Source organism: Microbacterium oleivorans, assembly GCF_023715745.1.
GTDB lineage: Bacteria > Actinomycetota > Actinomycetes > Actinomycetales > Microbacteriaceae > Microbacterium > Microbacterium oleivorans_D.
In genome coordinates, this window is sequence record NZ_JAMBOV010000001.1 from 992,630 (window position 1) to 1,008,786 (window position 16,157).

The 16,157-nt window shown below is 68.3% G+C and carries 15 protein-coding genes; 10 read left to right on the plus strand and 5 right to left on the minus strand.

Translation table 11 applies throughout. From position 1 onward, the window contains the following. Nucleotides 1-50: 50 nt before the first annotated feature. Both M3190_RS04665 and M3190_RS04670 read right to left on the minus strand, forming a co-directional pair. Entirely contained in the window at nt 51-1,118 is a 1,068-nt protein-coding gene (locus M3190_RS04665) for an ABC transporter permease (protein WP_251578879.1), read from the minus strand. Continuing rightward, a complete protein-coding gene (locus tag M3190_RS04670) occupies nt 1,115-2,590 on the minus strand; it encodes a sugar ABC transporter ATP-binding protein (RefSeq protein WP_251578881.1) in 1,476 nt (491 codons plus the stop codon). Before M3190_RS04670 ends, M3190_RS04665 begins: the two co-directional genes overlap by 4 nt. 319 nt (nt 2,591-2,909) lie before the next feature. Between M3190_RS04670 and M3190_RS04675 the strand changes: the two genes are divergently transcribed. The 6 genes from M3190_RS04675 (at nt 2,910) to rplL (ending at nt 8,729) form a co-directional block, all read left to right on the plus strand. After that, the gene (locus M3190_RS04675) at nt 2,910-3,956 is read left to right on the plus strand and encodes a substrate-binding domain-containing protein (RefSeq protein ID WP_251578883.1); all 1,047 of its coding nucleotides are present in this window, start codon (nt 2,910-2,912) and stop codon (nt 3,954-3,956) included. A gap of 82 nt (nt 3,957-4,038) precedes the next feature. Further along, nucleotides 4,039-5,184 (plus strand): Gfo/Idh/MocA family protein, encoded by a 1,146-nt coding sequence (locus tag M3190_RS04680; protein WP_251579001.1) that lies wholly within the window; start codon nt 4,039-4,041, stop codon nt 5,182-5,184. Between the two features lie 34 nt (nt 5,185-5,218). Beyond that, a complete protein-coding gene (locus M3190_RS04685) occupies nt 5,219-6,223 on the plus strand; it encodes a sugar phosphate isomerase/epimerase family protein (RefSeq protein ID WP_251578885.1) in 1,005 nt (334 codons plus the stop codon). Between the two features lie 211 nt (nt 6,224-6,434). Beyond that, nucleotides 6,435-7,412: a hypothetical protein gene (locus M3190_RS04690; protein ID WP_251578887.1), complete on the plus strand. Its 978-nt coding sequence runs from the start codon at nt 6,435-6,437 to the stop codon at nt 7,410-7,412. 397 nt (nt 7,413-7,809) lie between these two features. Next, on the plus strand, nt 7,810-8,298 hold the full coding sequence (gene rplJ, locus M3190_RS04695; RefSeq protein WP_064002996.1) for a 50S ribosomal protein L10: 489 nt from the start codon (nt 7,810-7,812) through the stop codon (nt 8,296-8,298). Between the two features lie 50 nt (nt 8,299-8,348). Then, on the plus strand, nt 8,349-8,729 hold the full coding sequence (rplL, locus tag M3190_RS04700; RefSeq protein WP_018186979.1) for a 50S ribosomal protein L7/L12: 381 nt from the start codon (nt 8,349-8,351) through the stop codon (nt 8,727-8,729). 75 nt (nt 8,730-8,804) lie between these two features. Here rplL and M3190_RS04705 read toward each other — a convergent pair whose 3' ends face one another. Then, the gene (locus M3190_RS04705; RefSeq protein ID WP_251578889.1) at nt 8,805-9,845 is read right to left on the minus strand and encodes a LacI family DNA-binding transcriptional regulator; all 1,041 of its coding nucleotides are present in this window, start codon (nt 9,843-9,845) and stop codon (nt 8,805-8,807) included. A 265-nt stretch (nt 9,846-10,110) separates the two neighbouring features. On the opposite strand from M3190_RS04705, the gene M3190_RS04710 reads away from it, so the two are divergent. From M3190_RS04710 to M3190_RS04720, 3 genes are all read left to right on the plus strand, one after another. Further along, nucleotides 10,111-11,445, plus strand: coding sequence for an ABC transporter substrate-binding protein (locus M3190_RS04710; RefSeq protein ID WP_251578898.1), 1,335 nt, complete (start codon nt 10,111-10,113; stop codon nt 11,443-11,445). A 106-nt stretch (nt 11,446-11,551) separates the two neighbouring features. Further along, complete coding sequence (locus M3190_RS04715) at nt 11,552-12,889, plus strand: carbohydrate ABC transporter permease (RefSeq protein ID WP_251578900.1); 1,338 nt, start codon at nt 11,552-11,554, stop codon at nt 12,887-12,889. Continuing rightward, on the plus strand, nt 12,889-13,860 hold the full coding sequence (locus tag M3190_RS04720) for a carbohydrate ABC transporter permease (protein ID WP_251578902.1): 972 nt from the start codon (nt 12,889-12,891) through the stop codon (nt 13,858-13,860). Before M3190_RS04715 ends, M3190_RS04720 begins: the two co-directional genes overlap by 1 nt. Before the next feature lie 65 nt (nt 13,861-13,925). Here M3190_RS04720 and M3190_RS04725 read toward each other — a convergent pair whose 3' ends face one another. Together M3190_RS04725 and M3190_RS04730 are read right to left on the minus strand one after the other, a co-directional pair. Continuing rightward, nucleotides 13,926-14,615 (minus strand): DUF305 domain-containing protein, encoded by a 690-nt coding sequence (locus tag M3190_RS04725; protein ID WP_251578904.1) that lies wholly within the window; start codon nt 14,613-14,615, stop codon nt 13,926-13,928. Beyond that, nucleotides 14,612-15,322, minus strand: coding sequence for a DUF3105 domain-containing protein (locus M3190_RS04730; RefSeq protein ID WP_251578906.1), 711 nt, complete (start codon nt 15,320-15,322; stop codon nt 14,612-14,614). The genes M3190_RS04725 and M3190_RS04730 overlap by 4 nt, the downstream gene beginning before the upstream one ends. Nucleotides 15,323-15,501: 179 nt before the next feature. Here M3190_RS04730 and M3190_RS04735 point away from each other — a divergent pair, with 179 nt between their 5' ends. After that, nucleotides 15,502-16,155, plus strand: a complete 654-nt coding sequence (locus M3190_RS04735; protein WP_251578912.1) for a phosphatase PAP2 family protein — start codon at nt 15,502-15,504, stop codon at nt 16,153-16,155. Nucleotides 16,156-16,157: the final 2 nt, after the last annotated feature.

Genomic DNA, 16,157 nt, shown 5'->3' on the forward strand with positions numbered 1-16,157 from the left:
GTCCCCCCGGCGGTCCTGGGCGCCGTGCATGTGACGCCGGGGGCGAGGGCTCAGGACGCGCGGCCGGCGGGGCGAGCGAACCGCTGCTGCAGCAGGACCGCCACGACGATGATGACGCCCTTCGCGACGGCCTGGACCGACGACGTGAGGTTGTTCTGGATGAAGACGTTGGTCAGGGTCTGGAAGATCAGGACACCCAGCACGGTGCCCGTGATCGTGCCGCGGCCGCCGATCAGGAGGGTTCCGCCGACCACGACGGCGGCGATGGCGTCCAGTTCGTAGAGCTGACCGTTGACCGACGTGCCCGCCGTCGTGCGGCCGAGGATCATCACACCGGCGATGCCTGCGCAGAGGCCCGAGAGGGCGTAGAGGTACAGGACGTGGCGCTTGACGTCGATGCCGGCCAGGCGCGCCGCCTCGCGGTTGCCGCCGATCGCGACCGTGCGCCGCCCGAAGGTCGTCCGGTTCAACAGGACCCAGCCGAGGACGGCGACCACGAGGAAGATCCAGATGAGCATGTCGACGCCGAGGATGTCGAGGTTCATGAAGGTGATGAACTCCCGCTGCCCGCCGACCTGCAGGGTGCGGCGGTCGGCGAGGATCTCGGCGAGTCCGCGAGCGCCCACCAGCATGGCGAGGGTCGCCATGAAGGCGACCACGTTGCCGTAGGCGATGACGATGCCGTTGAGCAGTCCCGCGAACACGCCCACCGCCAGGGCGACGACCACCATCACGATCCAGTGGGTCTGGTCGGCGAGGTCCTGCACCGCGGCGAGTGCACCCACCACCGAGGCGAGGCCGAGGACCGAGCCGACCGACAGGTCGATCCCGCCCGCGATGATGACGAGCGTCATCCCGATGCTGATCACTCCGACGATCGACGCCTGACGGAGGATCACCATGATGTTCGACAGGCCGAGGAAGGTGTCCGGTGCTGTCGCCGCCCCCACGACCACGAGGACGAGCAGGGCCAGGACGAGGCCGAGGTTGCGCCCGACGGAGCCGGAGAGGATGCGTCGCCACATCGGCGCATCCGGCGTGGCGACGGTGGATGTCGTCGTCGTGGGCTCTGTCGGGGTGAGGGGAGTGTCCGCCCCCGCGGTGGTCTGCTCGCTCACGCGGCGGTTCCTTTCATGACGAGGTCGAGCACTGCGTGCTCGTCGATCTGGGTGGAGGGGACGGTGGAGAGGATGCGACCCTCCGCGACGACGAGCACGGTGTCGGACAGGCCGATCACCTCCTCGATCTCGCTCGAGACGATCACGACCGCGTTGCCCTCGGCGGCGAGCCGCCGGATGAGCGCGTAGATCTCCGCGCGGGCACCGACGTCGACGCCGCGTGTGGGTTCGTCGAGCAGGAGGACCCGGGTCCCGTGCACGAGCCACCGGGCGAGCAGGATCTTCTGCTGATTGCCGCCGGACAGCGTTCGCGCTGGACGATCGGGGTCTGCGGGTCGGAGCTCCAGGGCGTCGATCTGCTGCCGGGCAGCGGTCCGTTCCGCGCGGAAGTCCAGGAATCCTGCGCGAGCGAATCGCGGTATGGAGGGGAGACTCACGTTCATCGAGATCGGCTCGTCGAGGACGAGCCCCTGGCTCTTGCGTTCCTCGGGCGAGAGTCCGACGCCCGCGGCGACCGCGTCGACGACCGAGCCCCGCCGCAGTCGACGGCCGGCGACCGATACGGTGCCGGCCGTCGCGCGACGGGCGCCGTAGACGGTTTCGAGGATCTCGGAGCGGCCCGACCCGACGAGCCCGGCGAGGCCCACCACTTCGCCGGCGCGCACCTGGAAGGACACATCCTCGAACACGCCGCGCAGCGAGAGGCCGTCCACGTCCAGCACGACGGGGGCGTCGGTGGGGAGGGGAGCGTGCGGGGGGAACACGTTCGCGACCTCGCGGCCGGTCATCAGGCGGATGAGCTCCGGCGTCGGGGTGTCGGCAACCGGCAGCCCCGTCGCGGTGGTCCTGCCGTCCTTGAGGACGGTGATGCGATCGCCGATCTGGCGGATCTCCTCGAGTCGGTGGGTGATGTAGACGACGGCGATGCCGGCGGCGGTGAGCTCGCGCACGACGCCGAACAGGTTCTGGACCTCGTGCGTGTCGAGGACGGCCGACGGCTCGTCCATGATGATGAGCTTCACGTCGTGGGAGAGAGCGCGGGCCATCGCGACGATCTGCTTGTTGGCGGCGCTCAGCTGGCTGACCTCGACGTGGGGGGAGAGGCCTCCGTGTCCCAGCCGGCGGAGGAGCTCACGAGTCCTCGCGGCGGCTTCGCCGCGTCGGGTGAACCCGGCGCGGGACAGCTCGTGGCCGAGGAAGATGTTCTCCGCGATGGTCAGGCCGTCGACGACGTCGAGCTCCTGGTACATCGTCGCGATGCCCAGGGCGAGCCCGGCATCCGGGTCCGGGATCTCGACGACCTCGCCTGCCCACCGGATCTCGCCCTCGTCCGGCCGATGGACGCCCGCGAGCGTCTTGATGAGCGTCGACTTGCCCGCCCCGTTCTGACCGAGGATGCAGTGGACCTCGCCGGCGCGGACCTCGAGGTCGACGCCGCGGAGCGCACGAACGCCGGCGAAGGCTTTCGCCACCCCCCGGACGTCGAGTAATGACGATGCATGGTCGACTTTGATCACGCGGTGAACATAACATGCCGACTTCGAGCGGCGCGAGACTCAGAATCTCCGCATGCGTGGGCACGGATCGCGGCATCCGCGTCGCAGACACCCGACAACCGCCTCAATTCCGGTGTCGGAACTTCTGTCGATTTAGAAACAAAAGTTGACGAATCCAACATTCATTCTGTTATGTTCGTCCCGTCAGCGCTGACCCTCCTCGCAGGTGGACTCGAAACCGAGAGGCGCGTTGGCCGCTTCACACCAGAGCTGCATCACATTCAAGGAGGAAGACATGCGCTCACGCATGACCGCCCGGACGCGCCTCGTCCTGACCGGCGTCGCCGCCGCTGCCGCGATCGGCCTGCTGGCTGGCTGTACGGGCACCGGCGCCGATGAGGACAGCGTCGTCGACCAGGGGACCTCGGCCGAGGAGAACGCCGAGACCGGAGACACCGTCACGATCGGCTTCTCGGGCCCCGCCGCCGATCACGGATGGCTCGGCGCCATCAACTCCGGCGCAGCCGACGCCGCGGCCAGCTTCGACGACGTCGAGCTGAAGACGGCGGAGGGGACCAACGACCCCATCGCTCAGATCGCCGCCGTCGAGACCTTCGTCAACGACGGTGTCGACGCGATCGTCCTGCTGCCGACCGACGGCGCCGCGCTCACCGAGGCCGCCATCGCCGCGATGGAGGCTGGCATCCCCGTCATCAACGTCGACCGAGAGTTCTCGAGCCCGTTCGCCGCTCGTGCGACGATCCTGGGCGACAACTACGGCATGGGGGTCTCGGCGGGCACCTACATCTGCGGGCAGCTCGAGGGGCAGTCGGACGCCGTCGTCGCCGAGATCGCCGGCATCGACTCCCTTCCGCTCACCCAGGACCGCTCCCAGGGCTTCAAGGATGCGCTCGAGGACTGCGGGCTCGAGGTCTCCGCCCGTGTCGCCGCCGACTTCACGGTCGCGGGCGGCGAGTCCGCGGCATCCCAGCTGCTGTCGGCCAACCCGAAGATCGACGCCATCTGGAACCACGACGACGACCAGGGCATCGGCGTCATGGCCGCGATCGACTCGGCCGGCCGCGACGAGTTCTTCATGATGGGCGGCGCCGGCAGCAAGGCCGCGATGGAAGCCATCAAGGCCGACGACACCGTACTCAAGGCGACGGTCATCTACCCGTCGACCCAGGCGGCCGACGGCGTCGCGCTGGCGCGCCTCATCGCTCAGAACAAGACGCTCGGGGACATCATCACCCCCGGCATCCCGAACCGGATCGTCCTCGACGCTCCGGTGGTCACGAAGGACAACGTCGACCAGTACATCGACCTCTCGTTCGAGTGATCATCGAAGGGGGCGCCCGGTGCGTGGGCGCCCCCACCATCTCCGAGAGGACACCGACATGACGGACACGCTCCGGGTCGCGATGATCGGCCACGGCTTCATGGGCGCCGCCCACTCGCAGGGCTGGCGGGTCGCCCCTAGATTCTTCGACCTGCCGCTCGATCCCGTCATGCACGTCGTGACCGGGCGCGACGCGGCCTCGACCGCCGCTGCCGCAGCGAAGTGGGGATGGTCGGAATCCTCCACCGACTGGCGGGCCACGATCGAACGCGACGACGTGGACGTCGTCGACATCGTCACCCCCGGCGACACGCACGCCGAGATCGCGATCGCCGCGCTCGACGCCGGCAAGCACGTCCTCTGCGAGAAGCCGCTGGCCAACTCCGTGGCCGAGGCCGAGGCGATGACGGATGCCGCGGAGCGCGCTGCGGCGCGGGGCATCCGCGCCATGGTGGGCTTCACCTACCGCCGGGTGCCCGCCGCGACCTTCGCCCGCGACCTGGTCGCCGCCGGCAGGATCGGCGAGGTGCGTCAGGTGCGGGCGGAGTACCTGCAGGACTGGCTCATGGACCCGGAGGCACCGATGACCTGGCGTCTCGACCGGGCGAAGGCGGGCTCGGGGTCGCTCGGCGACATCGGCGCGCACGCGGTGGATCTCGCGGAGTACATCACGGGGCAGACCGTCGACAGCGTCTCGGGCATCGTCGAGACCCTCGTCGAGGAGCGCCCCCTGCTCGGGGAGGGCATCGGGCTCTCGGGCACCGCGAGCACCGAGCGCGGGCGGGTCACCGTCGACGACGTCGCGCTGTTCACGGGGCGGCTGAGCTCCGGAGCCCTCGCGTCCTTCGAGGCGACGCGCTACCGCACCGGTCGCAAGAACGCGCTGCGCGTCGAGGTGTCCGGAACGCGCGGTGCGCTGTCCTTCGACCTCGAGCGGCTCAACGAACTGGACTTCTACGACGCGACCGCGGCTGAAACCGAACTCGGATTCCGCCGCATCCTCGTCACGGAGCACGACCACCCCTACCTGTCGCGGTGGTGGCCCACCGGCCACATGCTCGGCTACGAGCACGGCTTCTCCCACCAGGTCGTGGACTTCACGACGGCCATCGCCGAGGGCACCGCGCCGCGGCCGTCGTTCGCCGACGGCCTGCACGTCCAGCGTGTCCTCGACGCGGTGGAGCGCAGCTCCGCGGACCAGAGCCGCTGGGTGCAGACGAACGACTGACCGCGGGACCCCCGCATCCGAGAAAGGATCCGCAATGGCGCGACCGATCACCCTGTTCACCGGCCAGTGGGCAGACCTGCCCTTCGAGGAGGTCGCGCGCCTCGCGGGGGAGTGGGGGTACGACGGACTCGAGATCGCCTGCTGGGGCGACCACCTCGACGTGTCCCGATGGGACGACGCCGCGTACGTCCGCAGTCGGAAGGAGATCCTCGAGCGCAACGGCCTGCAGGTGCACGCCATCGCGAACCACCTGGGTGGCCAGGCGGTGTGCGACGACCCGATCGATCAGCGGCACCGCGACATCCTCTCCGACCGCGTCTGGGGTGACGGCGACGCCGAGGGCGTGCGCCGGCGCGCGGCCGAGGGCATGAAGGACACGGCACGGATGGCCGCGAAGCTCGGGGTGAACATCGTCACCGGCTTCACGGGGTCCTCGATCTGGAAGTACCTCGCGATGTTCCCGCCGGCATCGCAGGACATGGTCGACGCCGGCTACGAGGACTTCGCCGCCCGCTGGAACCCCATCCTCGACGTGTTCGACGAGGTCGGCGTCCGATTCGCGCACGAGGTCCACCCGTCCGAGATCGCGTACGACTACTGGACCACCCACCGCGCCCTCGAGGCCATCGGTCACCGCGAGGCCTTCGGGCTGAATTGGGATCCGAGCCACATGGTGTGGCAGGACCTCGACCCGGTGTCGTTCCTCTGGGACTTCCGCGACCGCGTCATCCACGTGCACTGCAAGGACACGAAGAAGCGCCTCGGCAACGGACGCAACGGTCGGCTGTCGTCGCACCTCGCCTGGGCCGACCCGCGCCGCGGCTGGGACTTCATCTCCACCGGTCATGGGGACGTGCCGTGGGAGGACGCGTTCCGCATGCTCAACGCGATCGGCTACACCGGCCCGCTCTCGGTCGAATGGGAGGACGCCGGCATGGACCGCCTCGTCGGCGCCCCCGAGGCGCTCGCCTTCGTCCGCCGCCTCTCGACGTACGAGCCGTCCGCCGCGGCCTTCGACGCCGCGTTCTCCTCGCACTGACCCCGGACGCATCCGCACGCGCTGCTTCTTGTCCACATCGTGTGCTCTGGCCGAGATCACACGCCGTGAACCGTACGAAACGTGTGCCCTCGTCCGGAGAACATGATGTGGGCAGTCGCTTCCTTCTCCACCGAGCGGCAAGGTGCGCCTGGTCTCCGCAGTCGAGGAGCGCGTTCGGCCACGACGGAGCGACGCGCGGGATGCTCGCCGCATGCGCCACATCTCCTTCTCGGAAGCCCGCGGGCTGATCCTCGACCGCGCCTCGCTGGAACGCGCCGGTTGGCGGTCGAGGGACATCACGGCTGCCGTGAAGAGCGGCCGGATGCTGAGGGTCCAACGCAACCGCTACGTCGCCAGCGAACAGTTCGAGCAACTCTGGCCCGAGGCACGTCACCTCGTTCGGATCGCCGCGGTCGACGGCGAGATGAAGGACGGGACGAGCGTCTTCTCGTACCAGTCCGCGGCAGTGCTGTGGGGGCTCCCGCTCGCCCGACATGAGCCGGACGCGGTCCACGCGAGCATGCCGGGGGACGACCGCATGACCAGTCGGCTCGGGCTGCGTCGACACGCAGACCGCCTCGAGCCGTCAGAGGTCGCCGTCCGCCTCGGCGTGCCCTGCACGACACTGGCGCGCACGCTCTGGGACGTGTGCCGCATCCTGCCTCCGTCTGCGGCGGTCGCTGCGGCGGACGCCGCACTGCGTATCTCGCAGTCGGAATCCGACGATCCCGATGCGGGTGAACGCCTGCGTCAGGGTGCGCTCGAGATCGGCCGACGCAAGCGCGGGTCTCGCGGTGCTGCTCGCGCAGAGGCGGTGATCGCCTTCGCGAACCCGCTGGCTGAGAGCACGGGAGAGAGCCTCGCGCGTTGGATGCTCGCCGAGATCGGCTTCACCCGCTTCGCGCTCCAAGTGCCGGTGCGCGGGCCCGGAGGCTCGGACTACCGCGTGGACATCGAACTGGAGGAGGAGAGTATCTTCGTCGAGTTCGATGGCACGGTGAAGTACCGCGATGAGGCGCTCCGTGCCGGTCGGAACCTGGATGACATCCTGCTCCTGGAGAAGCAGCGGGAGGACTGGATCCGAGGCGTGACGCAGAAGCGCCTCGTCCGCATCGGTTGGGCGGACCTGAGCACGCCGGACGCGCTCGCCGCCCGGTTGGCCGCCTTCCACGTCCGACCCCGTCGCTGAGCCCCCGGCGTCGAGGCCAGGCTCCTCCCGTTGCCCGCATCATGCGCTCTCGACGAGTGCGTACCTTCTGGACCGTTCCGGAGGTGTGTTTTCGTCCAGAGCACATGATGTCGCCGCCGGTCGCCGAGACGCCGGCGCAGAGCGGATGCCGGGATTTGGTGCGCGCGCGGGCGCGGCGTACACTGGTGCACAAGCCAAAGACCGTCGGTCATCGGCGTGCGCTCGCGCACATCGATCGAAGCTCTGCATCGCAGGGGCCCGCGCAGGTGTACGACAGACTTCCGGGAAACCGGGCCGAAGCTCCGTGCGCTTGCGCCGGAGCTTTTCTCATGCAGCCCGGCCGTCGAGGCCGACGCTCCGCCACCGCGGGACGTCTCGTACACATCAAGGAGTGACCATGGCGCAGAAGGATGCATCGGTCGCCGAGCTCACGAAGAACTTCGAGGACTCGAACGCCGTCTTGCTGACCGAGTACCGCGGTCTGACGGTTGCCCAGCTCAAGCAGCTGCGCAACGCGATCCGTCAGGACGCGCAGTACGCCGTGGTGAAGAACACGCTGACCAAGATCGCCGCGAACAACGCGGGGATCACGGCGCTGGACGAGGACCTCAAGGGTCCGTCGGCCGTCGCTTTCGTGCACGGCGACTTCGTCGCCACTGCCAAGGCTCTGCGTGACTTCGCCAAGGCCAACCCGCTTCTCGTGATCAAGGGCGGCATCTTCGAGGGCAACGCGCTCTCGGCCGACGAGGTCAACAAGTACGCCTCGCTCGAGAGCCGCGAGGTTCTGCTGGCGAAGGCTGCGGGCATGATGAAGGCGACGATGGGCAAGGCTGCCGCCACCATCGACGCGCTTCGCGAAAAGCTGGAGACCGCTGACGCCGCGTAAGCGACGAGCGAGCTCTTTTACACACACCCCACATATCTAGGAGATACATCATGGCGAAGCTTTCCACCGAGGAGCTGCTCGAGCAGTTCGCCGGCCTCACCCTCGTCGAGCTCAGCGAGTTCGTGAAGGCGTTCGAGGAGAAGTTCGACGTCACCGCTGCTGCCCCCGTCGCCGTTGCCGGTGCCGGCGGTGGCGCTGCTGCTGAAGAGGTTGAGGAGAAGGACTCCTTCGACGTCATCCTCGAGGCTGCCGGCGACAAGAAGATCCAGGTCATCAAGGTCGTCCGCGAGCTCACCTCGCTCGGCCTCGGCGAGGCCAAGGCCGTCGTCGACGGTGCTCCCAAGGCCGTGCTCGAGGGCGCGAACAAGGAAGCCGCCGACAAGGCGAAGGAGGCCCTCGAGGCCGCCGGCGCGACGGTGTCCGTCAAGTAAGGTCCCGCACCTTTCCGAAGGCCTCGGATGCTTCGGCATCCGGGGCCTTCGGCCGTTTCCGAGGGATGCCTGGCCTCAAGACCAGGCGGCGTCGCGCACCGCGGCGCTCGAGGCGCCGGTGGGCGTGGACGTCGAGTTCCGGACGACCAGCCGAGGGCGGATGATGACGCTCGTCGGCTCGGCGGTCGGGTCCTCGATGTGGCGCATGAGCAGCTCCACGGCCGTCGCGCCCTGCTCCCGGGGCACCTGTCGCAGTGTCGTGAGCGCGAACATCTCGGCGTTCTCGTGATCATCGATGCCGATGACGCTGAGATCGGATGGGACGAGGATGCCGAGACGACGCGCCGCGATGATGGCGCCGATGGCGACCTCGTCGCACGCGGCGACCAGCCCGGTCGGTCGCTGCGCGGGGTCGCTGAGCAGATCGACCGCCGCGGCGTACCCGGCCGACATCGTCAGTTCGGCGGGGGTGCGGGTGATGTGGTCGGCGAGGCCGGACTCGCGCATCTCGCGTTCGTAGCCCTCGTAGCGGGCGGACTCCACGTGCGGCCACAGCGACGCCGACGTCCCTCCGAGGAAGGCGATGCGCCGGTGTCCCAGTGAGACGAGGTGCGCCGTCGCCAGGGCGGCCGCGTGCGGATCGTCGAGGGTCACCACGCTCGTGCTGCGCTCGGTACCGATGACGCTCACGACCGGCCGGCTGAGGGAGAGGAGGGTGTCCAGTTCGCTCTCGGCCGGTTCCAGGCCGACGGCGATGAGCCCGTCGAACCTCTTGCGGGTGAGGAACTCGTCGAACACGCGGCGGCGGGTCTGGCTGCCCGGGTCCGCGTCGTACAGCGTGAGGTCCAGTCCCCGTTCCAACAGGGCTTCCTGGATGCCCTCGAGCACCTCGGCGAAGAACCACCGATTGACGTGGGGCATCACGACACCGACGTTGCGGGTGCGCCCCGTCGCGAGACTGACGGCACTGGTGGACGGCGTGTAGCCGAGCCGGTTGGCCGCTTCGTGCACACGCCGGCGCGCGTCGGCCGATACCTGGGTGCTGCCCGTCAGGGCACGACTGGCCGTCGCCTTCGATACGCCGGCCTCACGTGCGACGTCGGCGATGGTGCTCATCGGTCCTCCTCGACCCCGTCCGACCGTCCCCCTCGGTCGAGCACTCAGCGTAGTGCCTGAGCGGGCAATTCGGAACCGGTTCCGGCCTCGAGCCGTGAGAGCGATCCCACGGAGTCGGACCCGCGACACTCTAATGGTTGCAGAACCTTGATATTTCGCTGTTGTGTCGCGGCCCGTGGAACAGTAGGTTGTCCTGGAATCGGTTCCCCAAGGATGCGGCCAAGGCTCCTCTGGGTGGACGATGATCCCGAAAGAGGAGAAGTACATGGCATTGTCACAGCGATACCGTCTTCTTGCCCCGGTCGCCCTCCTGGGCGCCGCAGCACTGGTGCTGGCCGGGTGTGCAGAAGGTGGCACCGAGGGCGAGGGCGGCACGGGCGGCGAGGCGAAGACGACCGTCCGCATCGCCGGAGGCATCACCGGCGGTGAGGCCGACGCCCTCAACAAGTCGTTCGAGAAGTTCACCGCCGACACCGGCATCACGGTCGAGTACACCGGCGACAAGTCGTTCGAAGGAAACATCGTCACGAAGGTCACGGGCGGCGACGCCCCGGACATCGCGATCGTTCCGCAGCCCGGTCTGCTGAAGACGCTCGTCGACACCGGCAAGGTGCTCCCGGCATCCGACGCCGTCGAGAGCGCGGTCGACGAGAACTGGTCGCCCGACTGGAAGAACTACGGCACGTTCGACGACGAGTTCTACGCGGCTCCCATGCTCGCGAACCTGAAGGGATACGTCTGGTACTCCCCGAAGCAGTTCGCCGAGTGGGGTGTCGAAGTCCCCAAGACGTGGGACGAGATGATCGCCCTGACCGACAAGATCGTCGAGACCACCGGCGGACCCGCGTGGTGCGCCGGATTCGCCTCCGACGCGGCCTCGGGATGGCCGGGCACCGACTGGATCGAGGACCTCGTCCTGCGCCAGTCCGGACCCGACGTGTACGACCAGTGGGTCGCCGGTGACGTGAAGTTCACCGACCCGCAGATCAAGGACGCGTTCGACGCGGTCGGCGACATCCTTCTCAACCCCGACTACGTCAACGCCGGCTACGGCGACGTCAAGAGCATCAACTCGACGGCCTTCGGTGACGTGGCCGCGGCGGTCGCGAGCGGCGACTGCGCGCTCACCCACCAGGCGTCGTTCCTGTCGGCGAACTTCCTCGACGTGCAGACCGCGGACGGCCAGACCCCCGAGGTCGCGCCCGAAGGCGATGTCTACGCATTCATCATGCCGGGCTACACCGAGGGCGAGCTCCAGGTCGAGGGTGGCGGCGAGTTCGTCGCCGGCTTCTCGGACGACGAGTCCACCCAGAAGGTGCTGGAGTTCATGGCTTCCCCCGAGTTCGCCGACGCTCGTGTCGAGCTCGGTGGTGTCATCTCCGCCAACAAGAACGCCAACCCCGACCTCGCCTCCAGCGAGTTCCTCAAGGAAGCGATGACGACGCTCCAGGACGAGTCGACGGTCTTCCGCTTCGACGCCTCCGACCTGATGCCCTCCACGGTGGGCTCGGGCTCGTTCTGGAAGGGCATGGTCGACTGGATCGACGGCAAGGACACCGACACGGTGCTCTCCGACATCCAGGCCGGTTACGAGAACTGATCGTCTCGTGACGATCGGTTGAGCCGAGCGGGGCCGGGCTGAGACGCCCGGCCGCTTCTCCCATCCACTCCGCCCGGTACGTCGCTGTACTCAGAAGGGGACACCTATGTCGCAGACGACCGTCGACAGGCCCGTCGACACCGAACCTCCCGTCACCACCCATGCCACCGACCCGAAGGGGCGCGCGGTCACCCGCATCGTCGTCGCCGTCGGGTTCGTCCTGATCGTCGCCGTCGCACTCCTGCTGGCCTTCACGGCGTCCAGCGAGGAATCCTCGCGCATCACGATCGGGTTCTCGCTCAACAGCTTCTTCCTCTGGCTCGGCGGACTGAACCCGCTCGTCCAGATCCCCGTCATCCTGGTGGTCTTCGGCATCGTCGTCGGGATCATCCTCGTCCTGATCGAGTTCGCCCCGCGCCCCGGCCGCGGCTACTTCATCATGCGGCTGGCGGCCTGCCTGCTCATCCCGCTGCTGGCCTTCCTGCTGCTGCGCCCCTACGCGAACGCGGTGGTCTACGTCGTCGCGATCGCTCTGCTGGTCGGTGGACTGCTGTTCTTCGCCGACTTCCGTTCCCGGCAGGGCGCCGGCTATCTGTTCCAGCTCATCCTCTTCATGGCCCCGGCCAGCATCATGCTGATCCTCGGCCTCATCTACCCGGCCATCTCGACGATCTTCAAGTCGTTCTTCGACAAGTCGGGCGACCAGTTCGTCGGCCTCGAGAACTACATCTGGGTGTTCACCAACCCGACCGGCACGGCGTCGGTGGTCAACACCCTGCTGTGGGCGCTCCTGGCCCCCACGATCTCGGTCGTGATCGGCCTCGCGTACGCCGTCTTCATCGACCGCGCCCGCGGCGAGAAGATCCTGAAGGTGCTCGTGTTCATGCCCGTCGCGATCTCGTTCGTCGGCGCCGGCATCATCTGGAAGTTCATGTACGACGCGCGCCAGGGCGACCAGGTCGGCCTGCTGAACGCCATCGTCACGGCCTTCGGAGGCGACCCGGTGCAGTGGCTGGCCATCAAGCCGGTCATCAACACGCTCATGCTTCTCGTCGTCTTCATCTGGACGCAGACCGGCTTCGCGATGGTGATCCTGTCGGCGGCCATCAAGGCGGTGCCCGTCGAGCAGATGGAGGCGGCGCAGCTGGACGGCACGAACGCGTGGCAGCGGTTCCGCAACGTCACGGTCCCCGGCATCCGCTCGTCGCTGATCGTCGTGCTCACGACCATCACGATCGCCTCGCTGAAGGTGTACGACATCGTCGCCGTCATGACCGGCGGTCGCGATGAGACGACCGTCCTCGGCTTCGAGATGGTCAACCAGCAGCAGCGGTTCCAGAGCTACGGGCACTCCTCGGCCCTGGCCGTCGTCCTGTTCCTGTTCGTCCTGCCGCTGATCATCTACAACGCCCGATCGATGGCCAAGCAGAGGGAGATCCGCTGATGACCGTCGCAGCACCCACCACACCGGTCGACAACCGCACGGCCCGTCAGGTCGCGCGCGACACCCGCAAGAACGAGGCGATCGCCCACAGGAAGCTGACCTCGAAGGGTGCGACGATCGCGGCCGTGATCATCGCCATCTTCTGGACGATCCCGACGTTCGGCCTCTTCGTCACCTCGTTCCGACCCGGAGCCGACACCCAGTCGACCGGATGGTGGACGGTGTTCACGAACCCCGACTTCACCCTCGACAACTACTTCGAGGCGCTGAACTCGGGCGGCACCTCCACCACCTTGGCCGCGGCGTTCGTGAACTCCCTCGCGATCACGATCCCCGCGACGGTGTTCCCGATCGTCATGGCGGCTCTGGCGGCCTACGCGTTCGCGTGGATCGACTTCAAGGGGCGGAGCGCGCTGTTCGTCTTCGTGTTCGCCCTGCAGATCGTGCCCCTGCAGATGGCGCTCGTGCCGCTGCTCTCGCTCTTCTCGGAGGGCCTCACGATCAACGAGGTGCCGATCTTCCCCGGCTTCGGTCTCAACGACGTGCAGTACAGCTTCGCCCGCGTCTGGATCGCGCACGCGATCTTCGCGCTGCCGCTGGCGACGTTCATGCTGCACAATTTCATCGCGGAGATCCCGGGTGAGGTCATCGAGGCGGCCCGCGTGGACGGCGCCGGTCACGGTCAGGTGTTCTTCCGGATCATCCTGCCGCTGGCCGCTCCGGCGATCGCCTCGTTCGCGATCTTCCAGTTCCTGTGGGTCTGGAACGACCTGCTGGTCGCGACGATCTTCGCCTCGCCCGGCGCCCTGCCCATCACCCAGGCGCTGAACTCGCTGTCGGGAACCTGGGGCAACCGCTGGTTCCTGCAGTCGGCCGGTACGTTCATCTCGATCATCGTGCCGCTGATCGTGTTCTTCGCACTGCAGCGCTTCTTCGTGCGCGGCCTGCTCGCGGGCGCGACGAAGGGCTGAGCCCCGAACGACGAAGAGGGGGATGCCGGTGGTCACCGGCATCCCCCTCTTCGTATGTCTGCGTGTCAGCCGCCGCAGCCGAGGCGCTCCTGCATCGAGGTCATCGCCTGGATCTCGAACGTCTGCCCCTTGATCATGGTCTCGGCGACCGTGCGGACGCGCTCGTCCGAGGCGAGGTCGACCGCGGCCTCCGCCATCGGTATCGCACCCCGGTGGTGGCGGATCATCAGAGTGAGGAACGAGCAGTCCGCCTCCTGACCGGTGGCCGTCTTGAGCGCGGTCAACTCGGCATCCGAGGCCATGCCCATCTGCTCGCGGACCTCCTCGTCGGACAGCGGCTCGCCGTCACTGCCGCCGTGGGCGTGGCCGGCGGAATCGGATGCCGCCATCCAGGCCATCGGCTGATCGTCGTACTGCGGCAGCCCCCATCGGACCAGCCAGTCCAGCATCTCGCCGCGCTGCGACGACTGCCCGGTCGCGATGTCGTACGCGAGGGCGCGGAGCTCGTCGTCCTCGGTCTCGGCGTAGATGGTCATCGCCATGTCGACGGCCTGCGCGTGGTGCATCTGCATGTCGCGGGCGAAACCAGCATCCGCGGAGCCCTCACCCGGGGTCGAGCCGGCGATGCCGAACGTCGAGAAGCGACCGATCGCGAACGCCACCGCGGCGATGGCGAGGCCCACGAGCACCACGACCCACCAGGGCGGGAGGGTGCGCCCGACGCCCGGCTCGTCGCCGACGGTGCTGTCGGTCACTGCTTGCCGGGTGCGTCCAGGGCGCCGGTGCACGCGGCACCCGGCTCGGGACCGTTGACGTTGCGCCAGTAGGCCTTGATGAACTCGCCGATGCGCTCGTCGTCCGGGGAGTCGACCTTGAGCTGGGCGTTCCATGCGCTGACGGCGATCGGGGTATCCATGTCCTCGTAGGGCGAGAGGATCGTGTAGTCCGACGGCAGCTGTGCGTCGAGGGCGTCGATACCGGCCTGGTCGACCTGAGCCGGGTCGTAGGTGATCCAGACGGCGCCGTGCTCGAGGGCGTGGACGGCGTTCTCGTTCGGGACGGGCTGATCGTAGACGCCGCAGTTCAGCCACACCGCGTTGTGGTCGCCGCCGGCGGGAGGCGTCTGCTCGTAGTCGACGGCGCCCTCGACGTGGTTCGCGGTGTGCTCGAAGGTCTGCACACCCGAGATGCCCGAGCCGTCGCCGTCACCGCGCGCGACGGTCACCGGGCGGGGAGTGAGGACGACCGAGGCGACCACGAGGCCCACGATCACGACGGCGGCGGTGGCGCCGACGATCCACCAGGTGGTCTTCGTGCGGCGGCGCTTGGCGAGCTGCCGCTGATACTCGGCGAGCTTCTGCTGCTTCTGCTGCTCGCGCTGCTGCTTCACGGTGAGGTTCAGCTGCGCCTGCGTCGCGGGGTTGCCGCTGGTCCGCTTGCCGGTGGGATCGTTCGGGGTCATGGGGGTGGCCTCGTCGGTCGGGATGAATGGGCGCGGGCGCGCTCCCGAAGATCTTATTCGCCTGCATCTGCACGAGCCCCGGGGGAGCGGGTTTCATAGCGTCTCGTGACGTGGGAGGCATGGAGTCCCGCGCGCGCAAGGGGTGCGTCCGGGACGACGATGTCGGCCAGGATGGGGCGATGACGGTCCCCACGCACGAACATGAGATCAGCATCGGTCTGCGCCTCGCGGTCATCGGCGCCATCCTCCTCGTCGCGGCTGTGGCGACCGGGATCGCCGTCGAGTCGACGGACTCCGAGCTGATCGACCTCGACGCGTGGTGGAACAGCTACGTGGCGACGTTCCTGCCCGGCATCCGTCCCGTCGCGCTGCTGATGAACGTCCTGGGCGCCGGGGTCATCGGCACGTACGTCGTGCCCCTGGCGGGCGCGGCGCTCCTGTTCCTGTTCCGGCGGCCCTGGGGTGCCGTCTTCTTCCTCGCGGCGTCCATCGCCGGCGCCCTCGTCGTGCAGTTCCTCAAGGGGCTGTTCAGTCGGGTCCGCCCCGAGGAGATGCTCGTCATCTCCGACCACGGGTCGTTCCCGTCCGGTCACACGGCGAACGCCGCCGTGATCGCCACCGTCGCGGTCATCCTCTTCCCCCGCGTCTGGGTGGTCGTCGTCGGACTCGCGTGGACGCTGCTCATGGCGTTCAGTCGCACCCAGGTTCACGCGCACTGGCTGACCGACACGCTGGGTGGGACGGTGCTGGGGGTCGCCACGACGCTCCTCGTCGCCGCGACTCTGACGATCCCGGTCGTCCGCGAACGCGAGCGCCGGCTCTCGCTAGGCTGAGC